This is a genomic window from Leucobacter sp. CX87, from assembly GCF_018682295.1.
Lineage (GTDB): Bacteria > Actinomycetota > Actinomycetes > Actinomycetales > Microbacteriaceae > Cx-87.
The window spans coordinates 198,201-223,479 of record NZ_JAFIRI010000006.1 but is presented as its reverse complement, the minus strand read 5'-3'; the positions used below and the strand labels follow the sequence as shown (position 1 = coordinate 223,479).

The 25,279-nt window shown below is 68.4% G+C and carries 27 protein-coding genes; 9 read left to right on the top strand and 18 right to left on the bottom strand.

Features of this window, described 5'->3' with window-relative positions; genetic code table 11:
* Positions 1-39 precede the first annotated feature (39 nt).
* The 4 genes from KOE53_RS10245 to KOE53_RS10230 all read right to left on the bottom strand — a co-directional run bounded on the left by KOE53_RS10245 (position 40) and on the right by KOE53_RS10230 (position 5,038).
* Positions 40-1,152 (bottom strand): Zn-dependent alcohol dehydrogenase, encoded by a 1,113-nt coding sequence (locus tag KOE53_RS10245; protein WP_188044587.1) that lies wholly within the window; start codon positions 1,150-1,152, stop codon positions 40-42.
* A gap of 34 nt (positions 1,153-1,186) precedes the next feature.
* A complete protein-coding gene (locus KOE53_RS10240; RefSeq protein ID WP_188058396.1) occupies positions 1,187-1,783 on the bottom strand; it encodes a DUF3156 family protein in 597 nt (198 codons plus the stop codon).
* Positions 1,780-3,243 (bottom strand): APC family permease, encoded by a 1,464-nt coding sequence (locus tag KOE53_RS10235; RefSeq protein ID WP_188058395.1) that lies wholly within the window; start codon positions 3,241-3,243, stop codon positions 1,780-1,782. The genes KOE53_RS10240 and KOE53_RS10235 overlap by 4 nt, the downstream gene beginning before the upstream one ends.
* A 181-nt stretch (positions 3,244-3,424) precedes the next feature.
* Positions 3,425-5,038, bottom strand: a complete 1,614-nt coding sequence (locus KOE53_RS10230; protein WP_188058394.1) for a helix-turn-helix domain-containing protein — start codon at positions 5,036-5,038, stop codon at positions 3,425-3,427.
* A 67-nt stretch (positions 5,039-5,105) separates the two neighbouring features.
* Here KOE53_RS10230 and KOE53_RS10225 point away from each other — a divergent pair, with 67 nt between their 5' ends.
* Genes KOE53_RS10225 through KOE53_RS10210 form a run of 4 tightly spaced genes read left to right on the top strand, consistent with a single transcriptional unit; the run spans position 5,106 to position 8,736 of the window.
* A complete protein-coding gene (locus tag KOE53_RS10225; protein WP_215401694.1) occupies positions 5,106-6,035 on the top strand; it encodes a pseudouridine synthase in 930 nt (309 codons plus the stop codon).
* Positions 6,036-6,091: 56 nt separating this feature from the next.
* Positions 6,092-6,457: an ArsR/SmtB family transcription factor gene (locus tag KOE53_RS10220; RefSeq protein ID WP_188058393.1), complete on the top strand. Its 366-nt coding sequence runs from the start codon at positions 6,092-6,094 to the stop codon at positions 6,455-6,457.
* 1 nt (position 6,458) lies between these two features.
* Positions 6,459-7,439, top strand: coding sequence for an SRPBCC family protein (locus KOE53_RS10215; RefSeq protein ID WP_188058392.1), 981 nt, complete (start codon positions 6,459-6,461; stop codon positions 7,437-7,439).
* 40 nt (positions 7,440-7,479) lie between these two features.
* A complete protein-coding gene (locus KOE53_RS10210; protein WP_188058391.1) occupies positions 7,480-8,736 on the top strand; it encodes a pyridoxal phosphate-dependent aminotransferase in 1,257 nt (418 codons plus the stop codon).
* Positions 8,737-8,840: 104 nt separating this feature from the next.
* On the opposite strand, the gene KOE53_RS10205 is transcribed toward KOE53_RS10210, so the two are convergent.
* The 4 genes from KOE53_RS10205 to KOE53_RS13615 all read right to left on the bottom strand — a co-directional run bounded on the left by KOE53_RS10205 (position 8,841) and on the right by KOE53_RS13615 (position 11,573).
* On the bottom strand, positions 8,841-10,601 hold the full coding sequence (locus tag KOE53_RS10205) for a VCBS repeat-containing protein (RefSeq protein ID WP_188058390.1): 1,761 nt from the start codon (positions 10,599-10,601) through the stop codon (positions 8,841-8,843).
* Positions 10,602-10,845: 244 nt separating this feature from the next.
* A complete protein-coding gene (locus KOE53_RS13930) occupies positions 10,846-10,959 on the bottom strand; it encodes a DUF8730 family Cys-rich protein (RefSeq protein ID WP_502825453.1) in 114 nt (37 codons plus the stop codon).
* Between the two features lie 45 nt (positions 10,960-11,004).
* Positions 11,005-11,376 (bottom strand): thioredoxin, encoded by a 372-nt coding sequence (gene trxA, locus KOE53_RS10200; protein ID WP_188044579.1) that lies wholly within the window; start codon positions 11,374-11,376, stop codon positions 11,005-11,007.
* An 11-nt stretch (positions 11,377-11,387) separates the two neighbouring features.
* Positions 11,388-11,573, bottom strand: a complete 186-nt coding sequence (locus KOE53_RS13615) for a DUF8730 family Cys-rich protein (protein ID WP_241095552.1) — start codon at positions 11,571-11,573, stop codon at positions 11,388-11,390.
* 111 nt (positions 11,574-11,684) lie between these two features.
* On the opposite strand from KOE53_RS13615, the gene KOE53_RS10195 reads away from it, so the two are divergent.
* The gene (locus tag KOE53_RS10195; protein WP_188044578.1) at positions 11,685-11,972 is read left to right on the top strand and encodes a metal-sensitive transcriptional regulator; all 288 of its coding nucleotides are present in this window, start codon (positions 11,685-11,687) and stop codon (positions 11,970-11,972) included.
* A 13-nt stretch (positions 11,973-11,985) separates the two neighbouring features.
* On the opposite strand, the gene KOE53_RS10190 is transcribed toward KOE53_RS10195, so the two are convergent.
* Positions 11,986-12,465 carry a hypothetical protein gene (locus KOE53_RS10190; RefSeq protein WP_188044577.1) on the bottom strand — a complete coding sequence of 160 codons (480 nt, stop codon included), beginning with the start codon at positions 12,463-12,465 and terminating at the stop codon, positions 11,986-11,988.
* A gap of 115 nt (positions 12,466-12,580) precedes the next feature.
* Positions 12,581-13,708 carry an alanine dehydrogenase gene (gene ald, locus KOE53_RS10185; protein WP_188044576.1) on the bottom strand — a complete coding sequence of 376 codons (1,128 nt, stop codon included), beginning with the start codon at positions 13,706-13,708 and terminating at the stop codon, positions 12,581-12,583.
* Positions 13,709-13,877: 169 nt separating this feature from the next.
* Between ald and KOE53_RS10180 the strand changes: the two genes are divergently transcribed.
* Together KOE53_RS10180 and KOE53_RS10175 are read left to right on the top strand one after the other, a co-directional pair.
* Positions 13,878-14,366 carry an Lrp/AsnC family transcriptional regulator gene (locus tag KOE53_RS10180; protein WP_188044575.1) on the top strand — a complete coding sequence of 163 codons (489 nt, stop codon included), beginning with the start codon at positions 13,878-13,880 and terminating at the stop codon, positions 14,364-14,366.
* 10 nt (positions 14,367-14,376) lie between these two features.
* On the top strand, positions 14,377-14,949 hold the full coding sequence (locus tag KOE53_RS10175) for a nicotinamidase (RefSeq protein ID WP_188058389.1): 573 nt from the start codon (positions 14,377-14,379) through the stop codon (positions 14,947-14,949).
* Positions 14,950-15,047: 98 nt separating this feature from the next.
* On the opposite strand, the gene KOE53_RS10170 is transcribed toward KOE53_RS10175, so the two are convergent.
* From KOE53_RS10170 to KOE53_RS10155, 4 genes are read right to left on the bottom strand one after another with little or no spacing between them, the layout of a single operon-like run.
* Positions 15,048-16,163, bottom strand: a complete 1,116-nt coding sequence (locus KOE53_RS10170; RefSeq protein ID WP_188058388.1) for an extracellular solute-binding protein — start codon at positions 16,161-16,163, stop codon at positions 15,048-15,050.
* A complete protein-coding gene (locus tag KOE53_RS10165) occupies positions 16,153-17,010 on the bottom strand; it encodes an ABC transporter permease (RefSeq protein WP_188058387.1) in 858 nt (285 codons plus the stop codon). The genes KOE53_RS10170 and KOE53_RS10165 overlap by 11 nt, the downstream gene beginning before the upstream one ends.
* Positions 17,007-17,933, bottom strand: coding sequence for an ABC transporter permease (locus KOE53_RS10160; protein WP_188044571.1), 927 nt, complete (start codon positions 17,931-17,933; stop codon positions 17,007-17,009). Before KOE53_RS10160 ends, KOE53_RS10165 begins: the two co-directional genes overlap by 4 nt.
* Positions 17,930-19,081: an ABC transporter ATP-binding protein gene (locus tag KOE53_RS10155; RefSeq protein ID WP_188058386.1), complete on the bottom strand. Its 1,152-nt coding sequence runs from the start codon at positions 19,079-19,081 to the stop codon at positions 17,930-17,932. Before KOE53_RS10155 ends, KOE53_RS10160 begins: the two co-directional genes overlap by 4 nt.
* 231 nt (positions 19,082-19,312) lie before the next feature.
* Between KOE53_RS10155 and KOE53_RS10150 the strand changes: the two genes are divergently transcribed.
* Together KOE53_RS10150 and KOE53_RS10145 are read left to right on the top strand one after the other, a co-directional pair.
* Positions 19,313-19,936, top strand: coding sequence for a TetR/AcrR family transcriptional regulator (locus KOE53_RS10150; protein WP_188044569.1), 624 nt, complete (start codon positions 19,313-19,315; stop codon positions 19,934-19,936).
* A 43-nt stretch (positions 19,937-19,979) separates the two neighbouring features.
* Positions 19,980-20,528 (top strand): nuclear transport factor 2 family protein, encoded by a 549-nt coding sequence (locus KOE53_RS10145; protein WP_188058385.1) that lies wholly within the window; start codon positions 19,980-19,982, stop codon positions 20,526-20,528.
* On the opposite strand, the gene rraA is transcribed toward KOE53_RS10145, so the two are convergent.
* From rraA to KOE53_RS10125, 4 genes are all read right to left on the bottom strand, one after another.
* A complete protein-coding gene (gene rraA / locus KOE53_RS10140; RefSeq protein ID WP_188058384.1) occupies positions 20,525-21,001 on the bottom strand; it encodes a ribonuclease E activity regulator RraA in 477 nt (158 codons plus the stop codon). The two genes, KOE53_RS10145 and rraA, sit on opposite strands and share 4 nt — an antisense overlap.
* 104 nt (positions 21,002-21,105) lie before the next feature.
* Positions 21,106-22,869, bottom strand: coding sequence for a cation:proton antiporter (locus KOE53_RS10135; protein ID WP_188058383.1), 1,764 nt, complete (start codon positions 22,867-22,869; stop codon positions 21,106-21,108).
* A gap of 30 nt (positions 22,870-22,899) precedes the next feature.
* Positions 22,900-24,117: a winged helix DNA-binding domain-containing protein gene (locus KOE53_RS10130; RefSeq protein WP_188058382.1), complete on the bottom strand. Its 1,218-nt coding sequence runs from the start codon at positions 24,115-24,117 to the stop codon at positions 22,900-22,902.
* Complete coding sequence (locus tag KOE53_RS10125) at positions 24,117-25,205, bottom strand: NADH:flavin oxidoreductase/NADH oxidase (protein WP_188044565.1); 1,089 nt, start codon at positions 25,203-25,205, stop codon at positions 24,117-24,119. The genes KOE53_RS10130 and KOE53_RS10125 overlap by 1 nt, the downstream gene beginning before the upstream one ends.
* Positions 25,206-25,279 lie beyond the last annotated feature (74 nt).

Genomic DNA, 25,279 nt, shown 5'->3' with positions numbered 1-25,279 from the left:
ACGCACATGCGCCCCGGCCCGGATCCTGCATCGAAACCGCTAGACGTATTCGATCACCGAACGAATGCCGCGGCCCTGGCGCATCTCGCCGAACGCCTCGTTGACCTGGTCGAGCGTGATGCGGTCGGTGACCATCGAGTCGAGGTCGACCTTGCCCTCCATGTAGAGGTCGATGATGCGCGGGAAGTCGATCGACTGCCGGCTCGAGCCGTAGTTCGAGCCGATCAGGCGCTTCTCCTGGTCGCTCATCACGAACGGGTCGATCGAGATCTTCACGCCGTCGGCGACCTGGCCAACGACGACCGCGGTGCCGCCGCGGCGCACCGCGTCGTAGCAGGCCTCGATCGTGAACGGCAGGCCGATCGCCTCGAACGCGTAGTCGACCCCGCGTCCGTCGGTGAGCGAGCGCACGGTTTCGAGTAGATCGACCTCGCGGCTGTTCACGACGTGCGTGGCGCCGAAGCTGCGCCCGAGCTCGAGCTTCTCGTCGCTCACGTCGGCGACAATGATCTGCTTGGCACCAGCGAGGCGCGCACCCTGCACGACGTTGAGGCCAACCCCGCCGCAGCCGACGACCAGCACGGTGCTTCCCGGTTCGACGCCGGCCGTGTTCACGACGGCGCCGATGCCGGTGGTCACCGCGCAGCCGACGAGGGCGGCCTGGGCGAGCGGCGCGTCCTTCCGGATCCGGATCGCGGCCGACGCCGGCACCATGGCGTACTCGCCGAACGAGCCCACCGCGAGGAAGCTTTTCACGTCCTGCTCGCCGTCCGTGAGGCGCGGCTTGCCGTCGAAGAAGACGTGCTGGTACGCCGTCTCGTTGGCGAGCTGGCAGAGCACCGGCCGGCCCGAGACGCAGAACTCGCACTTCTGGCATGAAGGGGTCCACGAGAGGATCACGTGGTCCTCGAGCTCGAGTTCCGTCACCTCGGAGCCCACGGCGATGACGACGCCGGCGCCCTCGTGGCCGAGCACGAGCGGCGCCGGGGTGTCCCAGTCGCCGTCGAGCGCGTGCAGGTCACTGTGGCAGACGCCCGAGGCGGCGAGCTTCACGAGCACCTCGTTCGGGCCGGGGGTGCTGGAAATCTGCAGATCCCGAATCTCGAGCGGCTGTTCTGGCCCGACGAATACGGCGGCCTTCATGGTGATCATCTGGTGGGATCCTCTCGGTAATGCGTACTGCGAACTACGTGGTGTGGGTGGGTGAAACGGTGGCCGCAGCGAGCCCGCGGACGCTGCGGACGAGCTGCAGGATCCTGTCGGGTTCGCCCGGGGGGAAGCTCGTCGCTTTGAAGACGGGCGGAATCAGCACCCACACGTATGAGCCGCCCATCGGGGTGATGCGCAGGGTGCGGGTCGTGCCCGCGCCGGTGATGCCGGCCTGGAGCACGTCGATCGCGTCGAGCTGCGCCGCGCACGCCGCGTTCAGCTGGGCGAGCGACAGCTGCCCCGAGCGGAAGTCTTTGCCCTGCGTGAACCTCGGGCCGCTGCGGTGCTTGTGCGTGATCGTCACCCCGGCCGGGTAGCCGGCACTCGGCAGCTCGGCCTCGATGGTGAGGTTGTACACGCGCGAGAACACGTAGTTCCCGGGCGCGTAGCTGAGCACGACCTCGATCCCGTCGGCACTGCGCGCGCGGACGGTGGTGTCGTCGCACTCCACGATCTCGCCGAACTGCGTGGCGACGTGCCGCAGGGCCTGCCGGGCGCGGTCCACGATGGGGCCGCGCCCGGCGAGGGCGTGCGTGCGTTCCCGCGAGCGGGGTGTGCGAGTGGTGAGGCTCAACGGTCGCCCGCGTTCGCCTCGCGCGCGGCCTCGGAGGCCAGCAGCTCGTCGACCTCGGACTCGAGATCGCCATCGTCGTCCAGGCTCTCCGAGCGCATGATGATGTTGTTCTGCGTATGCGTGAGCTCGGTCGGCGTGAACAGCGGCAGGCGGTTGCGCTTGAGCCAGATGACCGCGAAGAGCGCGATCGCACCCAGGATCAGTCCGGCGCTCGACCAGATAACGATGCGCTGCTCCATGTCAGGCACGATGAACACGATCAGGTAGATGCACGATGCGATGCCGAGGATCTGCGGGAGCGGGTACAGCGGCGTCTTGAACGGTCGGCGCGCGTTCGGGTACTTGCGGCGCAGCACGATGACGTCGACCTGGGCGATGATGTAGCTGAACAGCCAGGTGGTGCAGGCGATGCTGATGAGGTTCAGGATCAGGCCGATGCCGCCCTGCGAGAACGTGGAGTACAGCAGCACGGACGCCATGCAGCCCGCCGTGACGACCATGCCGGCCCACGGGACGCGGGTGCGACGGCTGACCTTCGCGAGCCACTTCGGCAGCAGGCCCTCGTTGGCCAGGCCGTAGAGCATGCGCGGGATCGCGGCGAGGTACGAGTTGCCGGTCGAGAACGACGCGAGAATGGTGACGACCGTCATGATGAGCCCGCCGACACTGCCGAAGATCGCGGTGGCGCCAACAACGTGGGGGATGGACGACGCGGCCATTTCGGCGAGGTCCGCGTAGCGGGTGGCGCCCCAACCGAACAGTACGTCGACGACGAAGATGGTGGAGACGCCGATGATCATGGCGGCCGGGATGGTCTTCCAGGGCTTGCGCACTTCCTCGGCGAGCGGGGCGACGAACTCCATGCCGATGTAGAGCCAGATCGCGACGGCGCCCATCGAAGCGAGCGTGCCCCAGTCGGTGTTGAGGACGGGGTTTTCGACCTGCGGCTGGTTCGTGACGCCGAACACTCCGGCGAGGCCAAGCACGGCCAGGATGCCCATCATGCCGAACACGATCGGAATCTGCACCCGGGCGAAGATGTCGACGCCCGAGATATTCAGTACCAGCAGGATCGCGAGCACGAGGAAAGAGAACGCCGCGGCGGGGAAGCCGGTGAGCCCCTCGAACGATTCGCCCGCGACGAGCAGCTGCGTGCCACCGTCGGCCGAGACGAGCACCAGGTACCCACCGAGCACGGCGAGGATCGCGGGGAGGCGGCCGAGCGCCGGCAGTGTGTATTCGCCGACCATGCCGCCGCCGGGCAGCATCGACGCGAGCTCGCCGTACGAGATGGCGACCATGATGATGATGATGAGCCCGATGAACGCTGGGATCGCGAAGGCGAGACCGCCCACGCCGAATCCGTTGCCGAGCGAGACCATTGCGGTGCCCGAGACCACGAGCCCGGTGGACGCGGCGTACGCGGCCCCAAAACCCAAACTTCTCTTCAACTTGACCAAACGTCAGCTCCCTTGCTTCCGTTGACGACTGTGACAGCCCCATCTTGCCGGGGCGCCAAGGTTCGTGCACTGGGCAGAGTGGATATTTTCGCGCTCTGAATCGACACTTTGCGAGCCGAAAGTGCATCAGGGGTCGTTCAGTGTGTCGGGTGAAGCGCAATTCGCCGACAGTGTGTTGAGGCTAGTGGTGCAGGTACCGCAGAGCGAGCGAGAACTCGACGCGAGAATCCACGTCGTCGAGGTCGAGGCCTGTCATCGCCGAGACCTGCTCGAGGCGATGCGCGAGCGTGTGGCGGTGGATCCCGAGTTCGCGCGCGGCCGGCAGGCCCCGCCCGTGGTGCCCGAGCCACACGCGCAGCGTCGGCAGGAGGTTTGAATCGTGTTGCTCGTCGTGCTCCTGGATTGGCCCGAGGAGCCGGCGGGCCACGTGCGACGCGTCGGACGAGTCGATGAGGTCGGTGAGACCTTCGCGCCAGATCTCCGAGAACAGGGTCACCCCGTCGTTGCCGCGGCGCTCGCCGAACTCGGCCGCCTTGCGCGCCTCCTCGAGCGCGATATCAAGCCCCTCCCAGCGGTCGCAACGCGACTGGCCGAGCACCAGATCGAGCCGCCGCAGGTGCTCAATCACGTGGTTCGCGTCGGCCTCGTGCACGACAATCGCGATGTTCTCGTGGTACTGCGCAAAGAAGATCGCCGTGTCGCCGTCGACTGGCATCGACTCGACCGCGGGGAGGTGCCGGCTCGCGTCGAAGTGACGGGGGATCGCGACTAAGGCAACGAGCGGCGGCTGGGGGAGCTGGCCCCATACGCTCTCGATGATGTGGCGGGTGACGGCGATGTTGCCGGTAAGGATGAGCTGCAGCAGCGCCTCGCGCAGAGTCCCGTGGAGGGCGCCGAGCGCCTGGTTTTGCTCGAGCGAGACGCTGACGAGCGCGAGCACGCTCGAGAGGACGTTGCGCGACACGTCGTCGAAGCCGCGGCTGAGGGTCAAAACGAGCATGCCGCTCGGTTCGCCGGGCTCGCCCAACAGCTGCAGCACCGCCTCCACCTCGGGCGTCACCTGGGTCGACTGGAATCGCTGCTCGGCCTCGAGCGCCTGCTGCACGATCGGGGTGAGCTCGGACTCCTTGACACGCGGGCCGTCGGGCGCCTCGATCATGGTGACCGCGCGGCCGAGCGGGTCGTACAGGGCGACGCCGCAGCCCAGCTGCCGGGCGGTCTCGCGGAGCGTGGCGGTGAGCCCGTCGCGCCGGGTCGCCGCGCGGGCGATGGCTTTCTGGGCGCGCAGCGACCGCGTGTAGCGCTCGGTCTGGTCGCGCTGCAGCACGCGCGCGGCCTCCTGCAGCAGGTCCATGAACGAGATCTCGTAGGGCACGTCGAACAGGATCAGGCCGTGGCGCTGGCACGCCGCTTCGAGCTGGCGGGGGATGCCCCTGTGGATCACGTCGCTGCCGAAGCCGATGCCGATCACGCCGTGCGCGGCGACGAGCGCGGCATAGCTCTCGTAAATCTCGTCCAGTTGCGCGGGGCTCGCCTTGACGGCGGGGATGCCGTCGTTCGCCGGCTGCGTGATGGGGAACTGCCACCCGAGCGTGAGGATCACCTCGGCGGGGCCGAGGAACTTCGTAGGGTCGACGAGGTCGGTCACGTGCAGCCACTCGAACTCCTGGTCAAGCGCGTCGCGCGTCGCCCGCTCGCGGCGGTGCCCCTCGGGGCCGCCGACGTCGCCATCGCCCGTGACGACGCGGAGGTGCAGCGAGGGATTCTGCAGGAGTCTACGGAGACTGAGCGACATGCCACCCATCGTATGGGTGCCGCCCCGCCCGGGCGGGGTCCCAGTCGCCGCAACGTAGGATCGACCGGTGCCCCCTCGTTCACCCCTGCCGCAGCGTCACGGCCTCGACGCCGCGTGGATGCGCACCCCCGATCGCGATCACGGGCAGGCGCGGCCGTGGGCGACGATGGGGGAGTGGATTCACTCGCGCTTGCACGAGTTCATCGACGTTGAGGGGTTCCTTGCCGACGGGCGCTTCGTGTACGAGGACGGCCGGGCCGCGGGGCGAGACGACTCCTATAGCCCGCACACCTTTGTCTGGTTTCACCGGGACCTCGCGGAGGAAAAACCCGTCCCCGGCGAAATTCACGTCGTGTATCGCGACGAGCGCATCGTCGTGATCGATAAGCCGCCGTTTCTCTCGAGCATCCCGCGCGGCCGCCACGTGCGCCAGAGCGTTGTCGTGCGCCTGCGCGACGAGCTCGGAATGCCCGAGCTCTCGCCGCTGCACCGGCTCGATCGGGTGACGTCGGGGCTCCTCATGCTCGCGACCGAGAAGCGCTGGCGGGCCCCGTACCAGAGCCTGTTCCAGGACGGGCTGGTCGACAAGACCTACTTCGCGCAGGCGCCCATTGACCCGGGCCTCGCGCTTCCGGTCGTCGTGCGGAACCACCTCATTAAGGAGCGCGGCACGATGCAGGGCGAGATCGTGCCGGGCAAGCCCGCGAACTCGGAGTCGCTGGTCGCCCTCGAGCGCGAGTTGGAGCCCGGGGTGGGCGGATCCCGCACCGGAATTTATCGCCTGAAGCCCCGCACGGGGCGCACCCACCAGCTGCGCCTGCACATGCTGAGCCTCGGTATTCCGATCTGCGGTGATCCGCTCTACCCAGTCGATCTCCGGGTGCCGGTCGAAGACTTCGGTACTCCGCTGCAGCTGCTCGCGGGCGAGGTTGGCTTCCAGGATCCTGTCGACGGTGGCGCTCGCCGCTTCGCAAGCGTCCGCTCCCTCCCGCTGTAAGTTTCTGTCGATCTCGGGGTTGACACCTCTCTCGTCACGTCGTAATCTACAACCAAATGGTTGCACAAATAGAACTCAGCGAAACGGAGACCGACCGTGTGTTCCACGCACTCGCGGCGGCTACCCGGCGGGACATTCTGCGCCGCACCACCAGCGCGGAGCAGTCGGTCTCGGCCCTGGCCGGCGACTATGACATGTCCTTCGCCGCGGTGCAGAAGCACGTCGCCGTCCTCGAGGCCGCGGGCCTCGTCATCAAGCGCGCCGAGGGACGCGAGCGGCTGGTCCGCGCGAATCCGGAGATGATCGCCCGGGCTCGGGCGCTGCTCGCTCGCTACGAAGACCTCTGGAGGGCGCGAGTCGACCGGCTCGACGCGTTCCTCGCTGAACCGCAGGATCACGACCCACTCATCAAAGGAGATTGACATGCCCGTCACGAACATCGTCACCGATCCGGAGGCGCTCACGATGACCGTGACCGCCGAATTCGCCGCCCCGGCAGACCGGCTCTGGTCGGCCTTTACCAACCCGCGTCAGCTCGAGCGTTTTTGGGGCCCGCCCGGCTGGCCCGCAACCTTCACCGAGTTCGACCTCACCGTCGGCGGCAAGGCCCAGTACCGGATGAACGGCCCCAAGGGCGAGCACCCGGCGGGTTCGTGGGAGTTCCTCGCCATCGACGGGCCGCGCGGCTTTGAGGTCCTCGACTCGTTCGTCGACGCGGACGGGCAGCCGCTCGAGGGGTTCCCGGCGATGCGCATGACATTCTCGTTCGAGTCCACCGACGAGGGCAGCCGCATGGTGAACCGGAGTTACTTCGATTCGGTTGAGGCGCTCGAACAGGTGGTCGGGATGGGGGCCGTCGAAGGCACACGGATGGCGATGGACCAGCTCGATCTCGTGCTGGCAGACCTCCGCGAGTACGCGCAGGGCAAGGGGACTCACCTCGAGAAGCTGGACGACACCCACGTGCGCATCACGCGCCTGGTGGAGGGCCCGCGCGAGCTCGTCTGGCGCGCGCACCACGAGCCCGAGCTGATGCGGCAGTGGCTGCTCGGCCCCGACGGGTGGGAAATCACGGAGTGCACTGTTGCTTCTGCCGCCGGCGAGAGCTACCGCACCTCCTGGGCGCCGGTCGGGGACACCCCGGGCGAAGCGTTCGGGTTCGAGGGTGAGGCGCTGCTCGTCGATGCGCCGAGGCGCGCGGTCACGACCGAGCGCATGCAGGGCACCGAGGGCCCCACGACCCTCAACGACCTGAACCTGTACGAGGAGGACGGTGCGACGCTCATCACGCTGCTGATCGAGTACCCGGATGTCGAGACCCGAGACATGATCCTGGGTACCGGGATGGTTGACGGCATGGAGGCCTCGTACGCGCGGCTCGAGAGCGCGGTGCTCGCGGCTTAGCGGTCGCGGTCGGCGAGGGCCGAGCAGGTACCGTAGAGGCATGAGCCTTCCCCGCGGTCCCATGAAGACCCCGCCCTCGCTGCCGCTGCCGAAACTCGAGAACCTCGGCACGTCGTCTCCCGTGCGTACCGGTGCCCGCGGGGTGTCAAAGCGGTCGAACATCCCGGCGTTCGAGGTCATGCGGATTACCGGTGAGGTAGAGCGTCGTCGGGCCGCGGGCCGCGATATCGTCTCGCTCTGCGCGGGCGAGCCGAGCGCCCGCGCGATCCCCGGCGTGCTCCGCCCCGCCGGCTACACGAGCCCGCTCGGCACGGCGCCGCTTCGCGAAGCCATCGCCGGGCACTATGCGAACTGGCACGGCGTCGACGTCGACCCCGGACGGGTGGCCGTCACCACCGGGTCGTCCGGCGCGTTTCAGCTCGGGTTCCTCGCCGCGTTCGACCCGGGCGATCGGGTCGCGCTCGCCGTTCCCGGGTACCCGGCGTACCGCAACATCCTGACGGCCCTCGGCGTACAGGTCGTCGACCTGGTCGCGACGCACGAGACGCGTTACCAGCCGACGCCCGCCCTGCTCGACGCGGCCGAGGCGGAGCACGGGCCGATCGCCGGCCTCGTGCTCGCCTCTCCCGCGAACCCGACCGGCACGATGCTCGATCGGTCCGAGCTCGCCGCGATCGTCGCCTGGTGCCGCGGCCACGGCACGCGGCTCGTCAGCGACGAGATCTACCACGGCATCACCTATCCGGCGCCGGGGGCGGCCGACCCCCGTGGGGTCAGCGCGTGGGAATTCGGCGACGACTCGATCGTGGTGAATTCATTCTCGAAGTATTGGGGCATGACCGGCTGGCGGCTCGGCTGGGCGCTCCTCCCAGATGAGCTCGTCGCCCCGTTCGAGGCGCTCGCGAGCAATTTCGCCCTCTCGCCGCCGGCGCCGGCCCAGCAGGTCGCGCTCGACGCATTCAGCCCCGAGACCTACGCCGACCGTGACGCCGTGGTGGCGGGCTTCGCTCGCGCCCGCGCGCTCATCCTGTCGGCGGAGTCGGAACTGAACTGGGGCCCGGCGGCGCCGTCGGACGGCGCGTTTTACTACTACTCAGACCTGGGCCCGCAACTCGAGCGCTTTGCCGACTCGTCAGCATACGCCCGGGCGGTGCTGGACGGCGCCGACGTCGCGCTCGTGCCGGGAATCGACTTCGACCCCGTTGGGGGTGCGCGCACCGTCCGGCTCTCCTACGCCGCGGGGGAGTCCGCGGTGGCGGAGGCGCTCGAGCGGATCCTGCGGTTTCAGGGGCGCTAGCCGGCCGCCTCGCGCTGGGCGCACGAAATCGAGTGTTCACAAACTACGGGTGCGAAACGAAAACACCCGCAGTTTGTGAACACTCGATGTGGGACAGGCCGGCGCTAGCTGACTCGCGAGCGTCTGCGATGGCGCGATCGGGCCGCCCCAAGGCCGAGCAGGCCAGCGGCGAGTAGCGCCATCGCCCCGGCTGCCAGGACACCGAGCGACTCAGCTCCGGTGCGCGCGAGCGACCGGGTGACGGTGCCCTGGGTGGTGCCCGAAGTGGTGCCGCCAGCCTGCGCGCCAGCATCAGGACCGGCGCCCACGTCGGTGCCTCCGTCCGTTCCCGCGCCGTCATCAGGCCCGTCATTGGGATCCCCACCAGGCTCGGGCGTCACCACCGCGGGCGCCTCGAGCCCGATGATCCGGACCGACGGCAGTTCCTGCCAGCTGAAGAGCGCCGGGGCGCCAGCGGCGAACGTGACCCGGGATCCTGCGGGGTCGGCGGTGAGGTCGGCAAATGACCGTCCGAGTCGCTGATCCGTCAGGTTCCCCGGTATCAGCGCGCTGTTCGCCTTCGCGTCGTCGGCCAGCGCCGCGACGTCGAGCACCCCGGTGGGGGAGAGCGTCAGCGTGCCGGCGACGAGCTCGCGCGAGTCCACCGCGGTGACATAGCCCGAGCCCGGCCGCAACGGGTCGGGGGCGCCATCCATGGCCCCCGCGAGCAACATGGACCAGCCGTTCATGCGGACGGCTCCGACGGCGTGGCCGAAGTGATCGCCAGGCGCCATGCCGTTCAGCCACCATCCGCGCTGCGTCGCGTCGCCGGAGCCATGCACGGCGAATCCGGTCGAGGCGAACGGGTTGGTGACGACGTTCTTGCCATCGGGCCCGCCGGTTACCACCACGGCGCTTCCGGTGAGCGGGTCATCCGATTCGCCGCCGATCAATAGGTCACCGAACCCGTCGCCGTTGATATCTCCGAGTCCGACGGTCGAAGTACCGAGGAGGTCGTAGCCTCGCGGTGGCCCGTCGATCCGGAAGCCGGGGATTGCGACGTCGCCGACGGTGACGTCGGCGCTGAGGTCGGTAATCACCCAGACGGCGCCAGTGCCGAATCCGGTGGCCCCGGGAGCCTTCCACGAGGAGGCGCCCACCGCGAGGTCGTCCCGCTCGTCTCCGTTCATGTCGCCGGCCCGACTGACGGACACGAGGTCGATTCCGGCACCCGATACCCGCGGTCCCGGGGCGTCGGCGAGCGCCGACTCGGGCGCGAGATCTGCGGGGCGCAGGATCGTCACGACGCCGCTCGTATCGGTGACCGCAACCTCGTCCCGTCCGTCGCCGTCGATATCGCCGATACCGTTTCCGCGGGTGATCGATCCGACCACGACGCGGCCCCGATCGCCAACCGCGTCGAGTCGCACCTCGCCGAAGTCGGCGGACCCAAAGACGATGAAAGCGGCGGCCCCCTGGGCGACCACCACGAGGTCGTCGAAGCCGTCGCCGTTCACGTCGCCTGCACAGCGCACGTCGACTCCGCCCATCGCGTTGCGGGAGGTGTCGATGATGCTGATCGGGGGCAGATCGGTGATCGCGCCCGCGGGGGTAGCTGCCCCCGCGTCGAGCACGACGTAGGCGCCCGTCGCGCCGGGAGTCGTGTCAAACGTCGCGTAGGTGCCCACCGCGAGATCCGGCACACCGTTTCCGTTGATGTCGCACGAAACCTGCGAGGCGGTCGAGCCGAGGGCCGAGCCGTCCGGCCCAGTGACGCTGACGTCAGAAACCGGGTCGGCGGCCATCGCTGACAGCGGAACCAGGGTGATCGCGCCGGCGATGGCAGCCGCCGCGATGGCGGCGCGCAGGGGAGAGGGTGTGGGCATAGTGCAGCCTTTCGGGGCAGATGGGAGGAGCGCTCACAGTCGAGTGACTCGAAACGAGACGCAATTAATTAGGTTAGCCTAACCTTCATCTGATCTTTAAATCGGGGGCCCGTCTCGCCCCGCGAATCACCCGCCTCATTTGCCCGGCGCGGGCCGGGCGCCACTTCTTTTGGGGTCAAAAAATGCCCGTGCGGACTGGCCGCACAGGCACGTTTTGAACTGAGGCTGCGAGAGGAGACTGCTCCTAGCAGGCGCAGCGGTCGGCAACCGCGACGCCCTCGAGGGCGTCCTCGATGTGTTCGCCGCAGCCGGCCCAGGTCGGCTTCGAGCAGTTCTCGCAGGTGATTCGTGCGCACATAATGGATCCTTTTCGGTACGGGTGAGGGTGACGGGAAAGCAGAAGTTACTGGGCGGTCGCCTGCTGCGCGGCGATCTGACGACGCACGTCGTCCATGTCGAGCGCGCGGGCGCCGGCGATGAGCTCGTCGAGCTGCGCGGGCGGCAGCGCGCCGGCCTGCGAGAACACGCCGATGCCATCGCGGAAGACCATCAGCGTCGGGATCGACGTGATGCGGAAGCCGGCGGCGAGATCCTGCTCGGCCTCGGTGTCGACCGAGCCGAAGACGATGTCGGGGTTCGCCTCGGACGCGGCCTCGTAGGTCGGCGCGAACGCCTTGCAGGGGCCGCACCAGGCGGCCCAGAAGTCAACGAGGACGATGCCGTCTGCCGAGACCGTCTCGGCAAAGTTGGTGCTCGTGAGTTCGGTGGTGGCCATGGTGGATTCTCCTATCGGCGGAAGATTCGAGCGAAAAAGCCCGGGCGTTCGGCCCGGGCGGCGTCAATCTGCGCCTGGGTGTGTGAGCCGCCACACCAGTTTGACGCGGGAACGCTCATTTTTACCTGAGCGACATGCTGGCCGCAGCCGGCCCACGTGGTCTTCGTGCAGGTGCGGCAGGTGGTCGGGCGACACATGGGCGGTCCTCAATTCGGATCATTGGCTGAAAGGATACCCCCGGGGGTATCTCTGAAATCATACCCCAGGGGGTATCCTGGATGTCAAGCTCGTTCGATGAGAGGACTCCCATGACAGACGTAACCCCGAGTCAGTCGCTTCGTGACCAGGAGGCGCAGCGCAAGTTGGTGAACCGGTTGCGTCGCGCACACGGGCAACTTGCAGCCGTCATTACCGCCGTCGAGAACGAGGCGCACTGCCGCGAGGTCGTGCAGCAGCTCTCAGCGGTGTCGAAGGCGCTCGATCGCGCCGGTTTCCTGGTGATTTCCCACGCGCTCCAGGAGTGCCTGAGCGATCCCGATGGCGAGAACGTCGCGCAGAAGGACGAGCTCGAAAAGCTGTTTCTCTCCCTGGCCTAGGGAGGCGATGCGGCTAGCGGGCGGCGCGCACCTCGGTGCCCTCGGGCAGGCCGGTGCGCTGCTGCAGGGCAGCCGTGCTGCGCCAGGTGCCGGCGGCGTCCGTTGCGAGGTTCAGGCCCGCGGCGACGACGGCCGCGTTCTGCACCTCGAGCTGCACGAGCGTGATGGCGGTCAGCAGGTGCTCGCCGGTGTCGGCGAGGGCGCGGGAGATTGCCGAGCGTGCGGCGACGCTCGCGGCGTCGGGGGCCGTGCCGCGCACCGCGGTGACGCCGCGGCCGTAGCTGACGTCGTCGCCCGAGAGTACCGTCGCCTCGAACGCGGGCGCGGCTGCGGGATCGGCCGACGCGGCCTCGCGCACCTCAACCCGCAGCTCGCTGCTGTTGGACGCCGGCGCGACCGAGAACGGAAGCGCACGGCCCGCCGGGGCGACGCCCGCGGGCTCGTTCGTGTGCTCGTGCGGCGCCGACTGGCCGAATGTGAACTTCAGATTCATGGGGTCCTCTCCTGGCCGTCTGGCGCAGGTCAAGCCTATGCGCCCCCGCCTGGGCGAAACGCGACAGCGGGGCCCGGGCGTGTGCCCGGACCCCGCTGCGGGCAGAAGCGAATGCTTACGCGTTTGCCGCCAGTACGTCGGCGACGTTCGACGCAGCGAGCTGCGGGAACGCGTCCGAGACGCCCTTGTTGGTGATGGCGCCCTCGTGTGCGTTGAGGCCCTTTGCGAGTGCCTCGTCAGCGCTGAGTGCCTTGACCCAGCCCTTGTCGGCGATCGCGACGACGTAGGGCATGGTGGCGTTGGTGAGGGCCGCGGTGGCGGTCTCGGGGACAGCGCCGGGCATGTTCGCTACGCAGTAGTAGATCGAGTTGTGCACCGGGAAGGTGGGGTTGTCGTGCGTGGTGGGCACCGAGTTCTCGAAGCAACCACCCTGGTCGATCGCGATGTCGACGAGCACGGAGCCCGGCTTCATGGCGGCAACCATCTCGTCGGTGACGAGCTTGGGGGCCTTCTCGCCGGGGATGAGGACCGAGCCGATCACGAGATCGGCGTCCTTCAGCGCCTCCGAGATGTTGTGCGCGTTCGACGTGCGGGTCTGGATGCCGCCGTTGAACTCGTCCTCAAGCTGCTTCAGGCGGGGGATCGCGATGTCGATGATCGTGACGTCCGAGCCCATGCCGTAGGCCACGCGTGCGGCCTGCTCGCCGGCAGCGCCGCCGCCGATGACGACGGTCTTTGCCTTGCGGGTCGCGGTCACGCCACCGAGGAGGACGCCACGGCCGCCGGCCGGCTTCATGAGCTGGTAGGCGCCGATCTGTGCCGACAGGCGGCCAGCAACCTCAGACATGGGGGCGAGCAGCGGCAGGCCGCGGTTCGCGAGCTGCACGGTCTCGTACGCGATGGCCGTGGTGCCCGATGCCAGTACGGCCTCGGTCAGCGTCTGGTCCGCGGCGAGGTGCAGGTAGGTGAAGAGGATCTGACCCTTGCGCAGCTTCGAGTACTCCGAAGCGATGGGCTCCTTGACCTTCAGGATCATGTCCGAGTCGGCCCAGACCTGGTCGGCCGTGTCGACGATCTTCGCACCGGCGGCGATGTACGCCGCATCGGTGATTGCTGAGCCGAGGCCGGCGCCGGCCTGTACGAGGACCTCGTGACCGCGGCGCGCGAGCTCGAAGACGCCCGCTTCCGTGATCGCGACGCGGTTCTCGTTGTTCTTGATCTCGGTGGGAATACCGACGCGCATGATGTGCTCCATCTAGATGAGTTGGGTTCAGACCCGGAAATCTGGGCGCCACAGTGGTGCCCCAAGCCGAATCTCATTGTGCAGCCTATTCGAGATGCGCGGAGAAACGTAGAATTAGCTTCGGATATCGTTGAAGACGGTTGTTGAAACCGCGTGAAGGGGTGGTTGCATGGGTGATCGGTCGAAGAATCTGCGAGGCGCCGAGGTGTTGGACGACGTCGACAGCGAAATTGTGGCCCTGCTGCAGTCGAACGGGCGCATGACGAACGCGGAGCTTGCCGAGCGCGTCGGGGTCGCCGCCTCGACCTGTGTTGCACGCGTGCGCAGCCTGGTTTCGCGGGGTGTCATCACGGGCTTCGCGGCCCAGGTGGACCCGGTCGCGATGGGCATGAACCTGCAGGTGCTCGTGAGCGTCACTATCCGCTCGGGCGCGCGCCAGCGCATCCAAGAGCTCAGCGACGAGCTGCGCGGCCTCCCCGAGGTACTCCAGCTGTTCTTCCTGGGCGGCGTCGAGGACTTCATCATTCACCTGGCCGCGCGCGACGCCGACCACGTGCGCGAGTTCGTGATGGACCACCTCTCGGTGCACCCCGCCGTCTCGTCGACGCGGACGAGCATTGTCTTCGCGCACCACGCGAACCCGGTGCGCTCGATCTAGAGTGGTCCGTATGACCCGTGCGCTTCTCATCGTCGATGTCCAGAATGATTTCACGGAGGGCGGGGCGCTCGGCGTTGACGGCGGGAATGCCGTTGCCGCGGGGGTGACCGAGCTGCTCCGCGGCAACCCTCGTTACGCCCTCGTCGCGGCGTCGCGCGACTGGCACGACGCGGACGGCGACAACGGCGGGCACTTCGCCGCCGAAGGCGAGGCCCCCGACTTCGCGGGCACCTGGCCGCGGCACTGCGTCGCCGGCACCGACGGCGCCGACTATCACCCGGCGATTGACGTCGACCGCATCGACGTGCATGTGCGCAAGGGCATGGGCGAGCCCGCGTACTCGGCGTTCGAGGGCGAAACGACCTCGGGGGAGCGCCTGCAGGACGTGCTGGCCAAAGCTGGCGTGGACGAGCTCGACGTCGTCGGCATCGCGACCGACTACTGCGTGCGGGCCTCGGCGCTCGACGCGCTGCGGGCGGGCCTCAGCGTGCGCGTGCGCAGCGACCTCGTCGCGGGCGTCGCCCCCGAGAGTTCGGTCGCGGCGCTCAAGGAGATGGCCGCGGCCGGCATCACGATCGTCTAGGTCCACCGCTTTCGGGCAGGATCCTGCCGGAGCGCTCGCACAGACGCCAGTGGCCCGCCGCTCTGTCGAGCGACGGGCCACCAGTGTTTCAGGGGAGGTTAGCCCTTGAAGGTTTCCCAGATCTTCGAGTAGTTCGAGAGCTCTTCGTTGTTGCACGGGGCGACCGGCTTTGCGAGCGTGTAGTCGGCGGGGATCGTGATGGCGGGGCTTGCTGCGAGCTCCGGATCCATCAGTTCCTCGATGCCCGTGAGGCCCGAGCCGTACGCCTGGAAGTTCACGGCCACGGCCATGTTCTCGGGGTCCATCATCCAGTTCATGAACGTCTTCGCCTGATCGACGTTCTTCGCGCCGCTCGGGATGGTGAAGTTGTCCTGCCAGAGGGCGATGCCCTCGGTCGGGTAGACGTACTTGATCGCCGGGTTGTCGAGCGACGCGCGGTACGCGGCGCCGTTCCAGATCATGGCCATGGCCTGCTCGCCGCCGGCCAGGCGCTCGAGAATGCCGTCGCTGTTGATGGTGGCGACCTTCGGCTTGAAGTCAACGAGCAGATCCTGCACGGCCTGCAGCTCGGCACCATCGGTGGTGCAGAACTCGCCGCCGGTGACGCGCATCGCGTTGTTGACGCCCTCGGTCATGTCGTTCATGATCCCGACCTTGCCTGCAGAAGCGGGCGGGTTGAAGTAGTCCGCCCACGAGGTCGGAGCCTCGGACTCAGGGATGACGTCCGAGTTGTACGCGAACGACGTCGTGCCGTACAGGTACGGGGTCGAGTACTGGCGGCCCTCGTCGAAGTAGACGTCGAGGAACTCGGGCTTGATGTTGCCGCCGTTCGGGAACTTCGAAGCGTCGATCTTCATGAGCAGGCCCGACTCGGCGAGAATCTGCACCATGTAGTCGGAGGGGACGACGACGTCGTAGCCCGCTCCGTCAGAGGCGCGGAGTTTCGCTTCGAGGCTCTCGTTCGAGTCGTAGTAGTCGACGTTCAGCGTGATGCCGGTGTCTTCCTTGAACTTCGTGACGAGCTCTTCGGGGTAGTAGTCGCTCCACGTGTAGAGGTTGACTTCGCCACTCGTTGCCTCGACGAACTCGGTCGAAGAGGCGCCTTCGCCCTCGCCCGCTCCGTCAGTGACGCCGCCGCCGCACGCGGTGAGGGCGAGCGTGCCGACCGCGACCGCGGCGATCACGGCGCCGCGGGTGCCTGATTTACGCATCATTTTTGCTCCTTCGTTGGGACTGTAGATAGGTAATGGTGGTGACAACAATGGCCAGTACGAGCAAGAGCGTCGCGACGACGTTGACGGCCGGGCTCGCGCCGCGCCGAATCATGCTGAACAGGTACACCGGCAGCGGGGTCGCGCCGGATGCGGAGAGGAAGTTGGAGATGATGAAGTCGTCGAGCGAGATCACGAATGCGAGGATCGCGCCCGAGATAATGCCGGGGGCGAGCAGCGGCAGCGTGATCCTGCGGAACATCTGGAAGGTCGACGCGCCGAGGTCGGTGGCCGCCTCGAAGTAGGACGTGCCGAGCCCCTTGAGCCTGGCCCGCACGGGCATCAGCGCAAACGGGATGCAGAACGAGATGTGCGCGAGGATCAGCGCCATCATGCCCGGCGGCAGACCGATGATGCGGATGAAGCCGAGCGTCGCCACGGCGAGCACGATCTCGGGAATCACGAGTGGGGCGGTCAGGATCGCAACGGCGATGCCGCTGCCGTTGCGGTGCAGGCGCTCGACCGATACCGCGAACAGGATCGCGAAGATGGTCGAGACGAGCGTCGCGACGATCGCGATCTGCAACGAGACGCCGACGGACTTCAGCAGGTTCTCGTTCTCGAAGACGTAGGTGAACCAGCGGAGGCTGAAGCCCTTCCAGATCAGCGCCGAGTCGCCCTCGTTGAAGGCGTAGATCGTCGTGATGAGGATCGGGATATACAGGAACACGATGCCGAGCACCGCGATCGGGCCGACGGCGGGGAAGTCCTGCAGGCGGAGCGAGCGCGGGGTGCGGCGACGGGCGGGCGCGGGAGCCGGCGCGGGCGGGGAAATCGTCGAGTTCGTCACAGTGAGATCTCCACTTTCTTGCCGGACTTCTTGGAGTAGAACCCGATGAAGGCGAGGGCGATCGCGAGCATGACCAGGATGATCACGGACAGCGCTGCGCCAAACGGCCAGTTCCGGGAGTCGCCGAACTGCGAGGCGATGAGGTTACCGATGAGCAGCACCTTGCCGCCGCCGAGCAGCACGGGCTGCACGTAGGAGCCGAACGCGGGCATGAACACGAGCAGCACGCCCGAGACGATGCCCGGCATGGCGACCGGCAACAGGATCCTGCGCACCACGGTGAGCTTGCGCGCCCCGAGGTCGTAGGCCGCCTCGGCGAGCCGGAAGTCGAAGCCGGCGAGCGAGGAGTAGATCGGCAGCACCATGAACGGCAGGAAGGTGTAGATGAGGCCGAGCTGCGACGCGAAGGGCGTGTAGAGCAGTTCGGCGGGCTCGAGGCCGAAGAAGCCGCGGGTGTTGTTGATGATGCCGTTGTCGTTGAGGATGAGCATCCAGGCGTAGGTGCGCACGAGGAGGTTCGTCCAAAACGGCACGGTGACGAGCATGACGAGCAGGCTCTGCAGCTTGGGCTTCCGCGTCGCCATCCAGAGCGCGAGCGGGAACGACAGGGCGATGCAGACGATCGTCGTGACGGCCGCCTGCCAGAGCGAGTCGCCAAACACCTTGAGGTAGCGGGGGTCGAAGGCGGTATTGCCGACGAAGTCGGTCTGGAACAGGAAGTTCTTGTAGCCCTCGGTGGAGAACTCGTAGATCACGCCGCCGCCGGTGTCGGGGCGGCTGAGGAACGAGAACAGCACGATGATGACGAGCGGGCCGACCGTGAAGAGGGCGCCGATGATCAGGGCGGGCGTGCTGGCGAGCCAGTGCAGGCTGCCGGCGCGGGCCGGATCCTTCCGCCGTTTCGCCTGGACGGTGGCGGTCATGCCATCGACCCTTCGGGCATCATCGGGCGCAGGTTCTCGACGTCGGCGTAGAGCGGGATCGTGGCGCCGAGCTTGAGCAGCGCCTCGTCGAAGGGCGGCGGCACGCGGAGCGCGACGGTCATGCCCTCGGCAAGCTCGACCGTGATGCGCACGTCGGTGCCCATGTAGACGAGCGAGGTGATGCGGCCGGCCGCGACCGGGTCGCCCGTGCCGTGAATCGAGACGCGTTCGGGGCGCAGCGCCAGGGTGACGAGACCGTCCGGGGTGGGAACGCGCTTGCGCAGCTCGACGGGGGTGCCGCCGGGCAGGGTGACCGTGATGGGTCCGTCACCCTCGCGCACCGCCGCGGTCTCGATGAAGGTCGTCTCGCCGATGAAGTCGGCCACGAAGCGGTTCACCGGCTTCTCGTAGATCTCCTCGGGGGTGCCGATCTGCACCGGCTTGCCCGACTTAAACACGGCGATGCGGTCGCCCATCGAGAGCGCCTCTTCCTGGTCGTGCGTGACGAACACGAAGGTGATGCCGGTGGTGCGCTGCAGGCGCTTGAGCTCGGCCTGCATGCCGCGGCGCAGCTTTAGGTCGAGGGCCGCGAGGGGCTCGTCGAGCAGGAGGACCTCGGGCTGCTTGGCGAGCGCGCGGGCGAGCGCGACGCGCTGCTGCTGGCCGCCCGAGAGCTGGGCGGGCTTCCGGCTCGCGTAGTCCGAGAGCTGCACGAGGGCGAGCATCTCGGTGACGCGCGCGTTGATCTCGTTGCGGGGGAGGCGCTCCATCTCGAGGCCGAACGCGATGTTCTGCGCGATCGTGAGGTGGGGGAACAGCGCGTAGGACTGGAACACCGTGTTGACCGGGCGCGCGTGCGGGGCGAGCTGATCGATCCGGCGGTTGCCGAGGGTGATCTGGCCGCCGTCGAGGCTCTCGAGGCCCGCGATCGAGCGCAGGAGCGTCGTCTTGCCGCAGCCCGAGGGGCCCAGCATGACGAAGAACTCGCCCTCCTTGATCGTGAACGACACGTCGTCGATCGCGTTCACTTCCTGCTTCTCAGGGGTGATGAACGTCTTACGGGCGCCCTCAATGCGGAGCTCGCGCGATGGCGAGTGCTCGGGATCGACCCGGTCTGAGCCGGAAATTGTCGGAACTGCGGTGGTCATCTGGGTGGCCGTCCTCTCGAACTCACCCAGGCATCGTTGCAAACTGGGTGACAATGCCCCAAGCTAATGGCATTAGATTTCAATCGCAAGTGGTACTGGCCATATGTGCACAAACGTGATCTGGCGTTTACACGGCCGAAACTTTCAACGTCGAATGGTGGAACCATGGTCGAACCCAGAACGTCCAGGCGCCCGCCGGGGCGCCCGAGAAGCCCTGCGCTGAGTGAGGAGTTGATCGGCGAGACCGCGCTGGCCCTCATCGACGCCCACGGCTGGGGCCGGCTGACGATGACGGCCCTCGCCGACGCCCTCGGCGTCCGGGCGCCCTCGCTCTACCACCACATCGCGGGGCAGAACGAGATCGTGCACCTCGTGCGTCGGCAGGTGGTGCGCAAGATCGCCGACCCGTCCATCGCGGAGTTGCCGTGGGAGAGCGCGGCGATGTCGTTCGGCGCGGCGTACTACCGGGCCTTCGCGCAGCACCCGCAGACTATTCAGGTCCTCAGCATGACGCCCATCGAGGACGATGAGACGTTCGCGATGTACGAAACGTTCCTGCGGGTGCTCAAGCGCGCCGGGTTCCGGGCGACGCCGGCGATCGACCTGCTCACGGGCATCGAGAACCTGGCCCTCGGCTTCGCATTCGAGCACAACGCCTCGGATCAGATGTTCGCAGCTGAGAAGGCCGACAGCTTCGGGGCACCCACCTTCGCCGACTTCATTCGCGAGCAGACCGAGGGCGGCTACGTCGCTGCCGAGGCGTTTGAGACCGTGCTGCGCCGCTTCGTTCGGATGTTCCTCGAAGAGGGGGACCTGGCGATGGCGCAGGTGTCGAGTGGGCAGGATCCTGCCTGAGCGCCTGCGCTGAAACGGTGTCGGGCTGTGGGAGGATCGGCGCGTGAACGAGACACCGAAGTCTGAGCTTTCTGCCGCGACGCTCGGCGAACTTGCCGACCGGAACGAGATCGAGCGGCGCGTGCTCGAGTACTGCCGGGCGGTCGACCGCGGAGACTTTCCGGGGGTGCGCGCGGTCTACACGCACGACGGCGTCGACCACCACACGGGTTTCGACGGGAGCGCCGACGACTATGTGGCGTGGGTCGAAGGGAAGCTCGCGACATTCGCGGGCACAATGCACCTGGTCGGCAATCACCTCGTCGAGCTGCACGGCGACCACGCGCTCGCCGAGACGTACGGCACGGCGGTGCACTGGGGCGCCGACCCCGATGACCCGCGTACGAACTTCACGAGTGGCTTTCGCTACGTCGATCACTTTCGGCGCGAGGCCGACGGCTGGCGCATTCTTGAGCGGCACGCGGTGCGCGAGTGGACCCGCTCGGACGCCGGCCGCATGATGACTCCCGAGGGGCTAGGGCCCCGGGGCACGCGCGACGCGAGCGACCCGCTGCATGCCGCCCGGGAGCGGGTGGTGCGCGGCTCGCGCTAGCGACCGCCGTCGGTGAGGACGCCGTCCTCGTCGCTCCACACCGTGGCGCCCGGGTGGAAGGTGACGCCGCCGAACGTTACGGGAACGTCGACTTCGCCCTCGCCCGTCTTGGTTGACTTCATGGGGTTCGACCCGAGCGCCTTCACGCCGATGGGCAGCGTGCTGATGGCGACGCGGTCGCGGATGACGCCGTGCACGATGAGGCCCGTCCAGCCGTTGTCGACCGCGAGGCCGGCGATGATGTCGCCGACGAGTGCCGACTCGAGCGCGCCGCCGCCGTCAATCACGAGCACAGCGCCCTCGCCGGGTGTTGACAGGATCGACTTGAGCAGGGCGTTGTCGCGGTAGCAGCGGACCGTGCGAATGGGGCCGGTGAACTGCGTGTATGCGCCGAAGTTTGCGAGCGGCAGTGACAGAGACTGCAGCTCGGTACCGTGTTCGTCGATGAGGTCGGCGGTGCTGACGTTGTGCATCGGAATCCTTTGCTTGGGGACACAGCGATCCTAACCACAGCCGCCGACAAGTGCCCGGGAGGGGCGGGATCCGCCGCAACTCGGCGCAACGTGGGGCTGCGCGCTTAGTGCGCTGCCGGCGGAGCGAGCCGGGACTCTTGGGCGTCGAGGGCGAGTTCGGCGGCCCGCAGCGCTTCCGAGCTGTACTCGCCGATCGCCCGCTCCTCGTGCAAGGCCGCCCGCTGCGCGTCGAGCACCGCGCGCGAGAGCCGGAGGAACGCTTGCGTCTCGGACTCCGCTTCGTCCCGGTTCGCCTCCTCGCCGTCGGCGAGCGACGGGGTGAGCGCCGCGATCGCGTTGTGCGTGCTGACGCGCACGCGCTCGACGACGTGCGGCGAAAGCGGCCGGTGCTGGGGGTTCTCCGCGACGAGCTCGGCATTGCGCTCGACGGCGTACTCGAGGGCGGCGACGCCCTCCGCGTACAGGTCGTCGGCGAGCGACGTCACCTCGGCCGCGCGCTCGTCGGCGGAGGGACCGCTGGGGCGCAGCACGCGAATCACGCCGGGCAGCGTGAGGCCATGCAGTAGCAGGGTGATCACCGCGACGAAAAAGGCGATGAGCACAATCTGGGGGCGAAACGGCACCGAGACGGGAATCGACTGCGCCGCGGCGAGGGTGACCACGCCGCGCATGCCGCTCCAGCCGAGGGTGAGCGCCCCGCGCCAGTCGAGCCCCTGGCTCTTCGCGTGAGTGAGGTCGGCCTCGGTGCGCCGGGCCATCCGCTCGGCGCGGCGCACGCGCTCGGCGTGGCGCTCGGCCTTCGGCTCGGGCACCCGGGCGTCGCGCGCGCGGGCCACGAAGTGGCGCAGGCCGGTCGCGCGCGCCTCGTACTTCGCGAGCGTGCGGCGCAGCGACCACAGCATCGGGACGAGAAAGCCCATGCGGCACAGGATCAGCACGGCGACGACGCCGACAGCGATGAGGGCGGAATGCGCGAGCGTCACCTCGCTCGCGCCGATCTGGTCGACGATCGAGTGCAGCTGCAGCCCCATCACGAGGAACACGCCGTTCTCGATCACGAACTGCACGGTGCGCCAGTTCAGGCGCTCGTTGATGCGGGCGGTGGCGGTGAACTTGCGCGTCGCGAAGTGGCCGGAGAGGAGGCCGGCGACGACGACCGCGAGCACGCCCGAGGCTCCCAACGCCTCGGTCGGCACGAACGCGATGAAGGGGACCGTGAACGAGATCGCGGTGTCGTGGATCGGGTTCGTGAGCTTCGAACGCAGCCAGACGGTCACCATGCCGATGACGGCGCCGATCAGGATCGCGACGACGACCGCGTAGACGAACTCGTTCGCGGCGTCCCAGAACACGAAGGTGCCGGCCGTCGCGGCGATCGCGGTGCGCAGCAGTACGAGGGAGGTGGCGTCGTTGACGAGGCTCTCGCCCTCCAAAATGGTCACGAGCCGAGGGGGCATGCCGAGGCGCTTGCCGATCGCGGTGGCGGCAACGGCGTCGGTCGGCGCGACCACGGCGCCGAGAGCGATCGCGGCGGGCAGCGGAATCGACGGCACGACGAGGTGCAGCAGCCCGCCGACGGCGAGGGCCGACAGCAGCACGAGGACCACCGAGAGGCCCATGATGGGGCCGGCGTTTCGCCGGAAGTCCATGATCGGCACGTTGACGGCCGCCGAATAGAGCAGCGGTGGCAGCACCCCGAGCAGGATGATCTCGGGGTCAAGCTCGACCGCGGGCACCCCCGGGATATAGCTGATGAGCGTACCGACCACGACGAGGATCAGCGGAGCCGCGACCCCGATGCGGCGGGCCAGCATGGACACGCCGACGATCAGGATGAGGCCGACGACCGCGAGCAGGGCGAATTCCATGGCCCCAGGGTATCGGGGCCCGCGCCGGTCCTAGCTGTCGGGGCCTTCGCGGTCGGCGTCGCCGAAGGTCAGCTCGGCCGGCAGCTTGTGGAACGCGCCCCACGCGGCGGCGGACGGCGCAAGCGACGCCGCGTCGAACGCGCGCCCCGGGAAGGGCGTCGCCTCGATCCTGGCGGATTTCTTCAGGAGCCTGCGCTGCCAGGTGCCCGTGACGCGGCCCGCCTCGACGACAGTGCCGCGGAAGACGCCGTTGCGCCCGGGCACGATGCGCTCAAAATGTTCGGGGTCAAGCATCGCGGCCCGCTCCGTATACCCGAGCAGGTACTCGTCGAACCCGGGCAGCAGCAGCGCACGCGCATCGGCGGCCGGGTCGGCGGCGGGGGTATCGAGCAGCGCAGGATCCGCCCAGTGCCGGGTCGGGCCGCCCCCGGGCGCGCTCGCGCCTGGGGACGTGCCCGTTCCCGCAGACACCTCGATGTCGACGGGCGCCAGGCGGCCGGCGTCGTGCGCGGCGGCGATCGCCCGGCGGCTCTCGCGGATGGTGAGGCCGGTCCACCAGGCGAGGTCCTTTTCGAGCACGGGGCCGCGGCCGAGTGTGAAGCGCGCGGCGAGCTCGGCGAGTGCCTCGTCGCCCTCGAGCTGGCGTGGGGACGTGATCCACTCCTCGGCCAGCACGAGCAGCGGCTCGTCGTCGTCGACGGGGCCCTGCACCAGGATCTGGTTCTGGCAGAGCCACCAGATCACGTGGTAGCGCCAGGGGCCGGGCACCTCGATGCCCACGCGCTCCCAGGCATCGACGAGACCCGTGCGGCTGAGACGCTTCCCGCCCGTGAGCTCGGCGATCGCAACGTCCGTCATGCGGGCGAGGGAGTCGTCGTCGAGGCCGATCGTGTCGCGGCGCTTCGGGGCTCCGGGGAGGATGCGGTGGTTGGTGGCCGCCTGCATCCAGCCGATGTCCTCGGCCGCCACCACGTGGATGGTGCCGCGCATCGGCCACGACCGGACGAGACGGCCGTCGGCGAAGGCGCCGTGCAGGTCTGCGAGGGTGGTGCCGGGGGCGCGGACGCCGAGGGCCCAGCGCACGGCATTCCAGTCCTGCCCCTGCATGGCGAGCAGGGTGCTCGCGACGGCGGCGATGCGATCGGGTCCGGATCCTGTGCCAGCCGCGCCCTGCCCCAGCCCGAGCGCGCGCAGGCGCCAGCCGAGCAGGTCGCTCGCGCTCGCCCGCGGCGCGGCTGGCGCACTCATCAGAAGCGGGCCCGCATGTAGGGGCCGGGCCGGAAATCGTCGGCATTGTCGGCGCGCAGTTCATACGCCCAGGCGAGGGCCAGGTGCGGGTTCGCGAGCATCGCACGGCCCACGAACACGACGTCGGCCTGGCCCGTGACGAGAATGGTCTCGGCCTGCGCGGCCGAGGTGATCATGCCAACGGCGCCGACGGGGAGGCCGGCCTCGCGCACCTTCGCCGCGAGCATGGTCTGGTACGACGGCCCGACCGGGATCTTCGCGGGGATATTGGCGCCCGAGGACACGTCGATAAAGTCGGCGCCGTCCTCGATGAGCCAGCCGACGAGCTGCTTCGAGTCCTCGATGCCGAAGCCGCCGTCGGTCCACTCGGTCGCCGAGATGCGCACGAGAATCGGCAGCTCGGGCTGCTCGGCGCGGATGCCGCGGACGACCTCGCGCAAGAGGCGGGCCCGGTTCTCGGGGGAGCCGCCGTACTCGTCGGTGCGCTCGTTGCTCAGGGGCGAAAGGAAGGAGTGGAGGATGTAGCCGTGCGCGCCATGCAGCTCGACGACGTCGCAGCCCGCGCGGGCTGCTCGTGCGGCGGCGGCGATGAAGGCCTGCACGATGTCCTTGACCTCGGCGGTCTCAAGGGCGCGCGGCTCGCGCAGCCCGGGGAAGGCGATGGCCGACGGGCCCACGGTCTCCCAGCCCTCGGTCGGCGCTTCGGGCGTGCTCAGCGGGATCGACCCGTCGGGCTGGCCGGGCAGCATGCGGTACAGCGAGGCCTTCCGGCCCGCGTGGGCGAGCTGGATGCCGAACTTCGCGCCGTGCGAGTGCACGACCTTGGCGACGTGAGCGAACGCCGCCTCCTGCTCGTCGTTCCAGAGGCCGAGGCAGCCGGGGCTGATGCGGCCCTCGGGCACGACTCCCGTCGCCTCGGCGAGCACGAGGCCCGCGCCGCCGCGGCCGAAGGCGCCGAGGTGGACGACATGCCAATCGTTCGGCACGCCCTCGGTGGCGGAGTACTGACACATGGGCGAGACCCAGACGCGGTTACGGACTTCGACGTCACGCAGGCGGATCGGGCTGAAGAGATTCGGTTTGCTCACAGCGCGAGTCTAGGGAACACCACCGACGCGACGAAGCATGTCGGTGGCGTGTGACACGCTTATTACGTCCAGAT

Coding starts and splice junctions, on each gene's coding strand:
- KOE53_RS10245 (WP_188044587.1), bottom strand. CDS start 1,152: ATGATCACCATGAAGGCCGCCGTATTCGTCGGGCCAGAACAGCCGCTC.
- KOE53_RS10230 (WP_188058394.1), bottom strand. CDS start 5,038: ATGTCGCTCAGTCTCCGTAGACTCCTGCAGAATCCCTCGCTGCACCTC.
- KOE53_RS10220 (WP_188058393.1), top strand. CDS start 6,092: ATGGTTGCACAAATAGAACTCAGCGAAACGGAGACCGACCGTGTGTTC.
- KOE53_RS10215 (WP_188058392.1), top strand. CDS start 6,459: ATGCCCGTCACGAACATCGTCACCGATCCGGAGGCGCTCACGATGACC.
- KOE53_RS10210 (WP_188058391.1), top strand. CDS start 7,480: ATGAGCCTTCCCCGCGGTCCCATGAAGACCCCGCCCTCGCTGCCGCTG.
- KOE53_RS10205 (WP_188058390.1), bottom strand. CDS start 10,601: ATGCCCACACCCTCTCCCCTGCGCGCCGCCATCGCGGCGGCTGCCATC.
- KOE53_RS13930 (WP_502825453.1), bottom strand. CDS start 10,959: ATGTGCGCACGAATCACCTGCGAGAACTGCTCGAAGCCGACCTGGGCC.
- trxA (WP_188044579.1), bottom strand. CDS start 11,376: ATGGCCACCACCGAACTCACGAGCACCAACTTTGCCGAGACGGTCTCG.
- KOE53_RS13615 (WP_241095552.1), bottom strand. CDS start 11,573: ATGTGTCGCCCGACCACCTGCCGCACCTGCACGAAGACCACGTGGGCC.
- KOE53_RS10195 (WP_188044578.1), top strand. CDS start 11,685: ATGACAGACGTAACCCCGAGTCAGTCGCTTCGTGACCAGGAGGCGCAG.
- KOE53_RS10190 (WP_188044577.1), bottom strand. CDS start 12,465: ATGAATCTGAAGTTCACATTCGGCCAGTCGGCGCCGCACGAGCACACG.
- ald (WP_188044576.1), bottom strand. CDS start 13,708: ATGCGCGTCGGTATTCCCACCGAGATCAAGAACAACGAGAACCGCGTC.
- KOE53_RS10180 (WP_188044575.1), top strand. CDS start 13,878: ATGGGTGATCGGTCGAAGAATCTGCGAGGCGCCGAGGTGTTGGACGAC.
- KOE53_RS10175 (WP_188058389.1), top strand. CDS start 14,377: ATGACCCGTGCGCTTCTCATCGTCGATGTCCAGAATGATTTCACGGAG.
- KOE53_RS10170 (WP_188058388.1), bottom strand. CDS start 16,163: ATGATGCGTAAATCAGGCACCCGCGGCGCCGTGATCGCCGCGGTCGCG.
- KOE53_RS10160 (WP_188044571.1), bottom strand. CDS start 17,933: ATGACCGCCACCGTCCAGGCGAAACGGCGGAAGGATCCGGCCCGCGCC.
- KOE53_RS10155 (WP_188058386.1), bottom strand. CDS start 19,081: ATGACCACCGCAGTTCCGACAATTTCCGGCTCAGACCGGGTCGATCCC.
- rraA (WP_188058384.1), bottom strand. CDS start 21,001: ATGCACAACGTCAGCACCGCCGACCTCATCGACGAACACGGTACCGAG.
- KOE53_RS10135 (WP_188058383.1), bottom strand. CDS start 22,869: ATGGAATTCGCCCTGCTCGCGGTCGTCGGCCTCATCCTGATCGTCGGC.
- KOE53_RS10130 (WP_188058382.1), bottom strand. CDS start 24,117: ATGAGTGCGCCAGCCGCGCCGCGGGCGAGCGCGAGCGACCTGCTCGGC.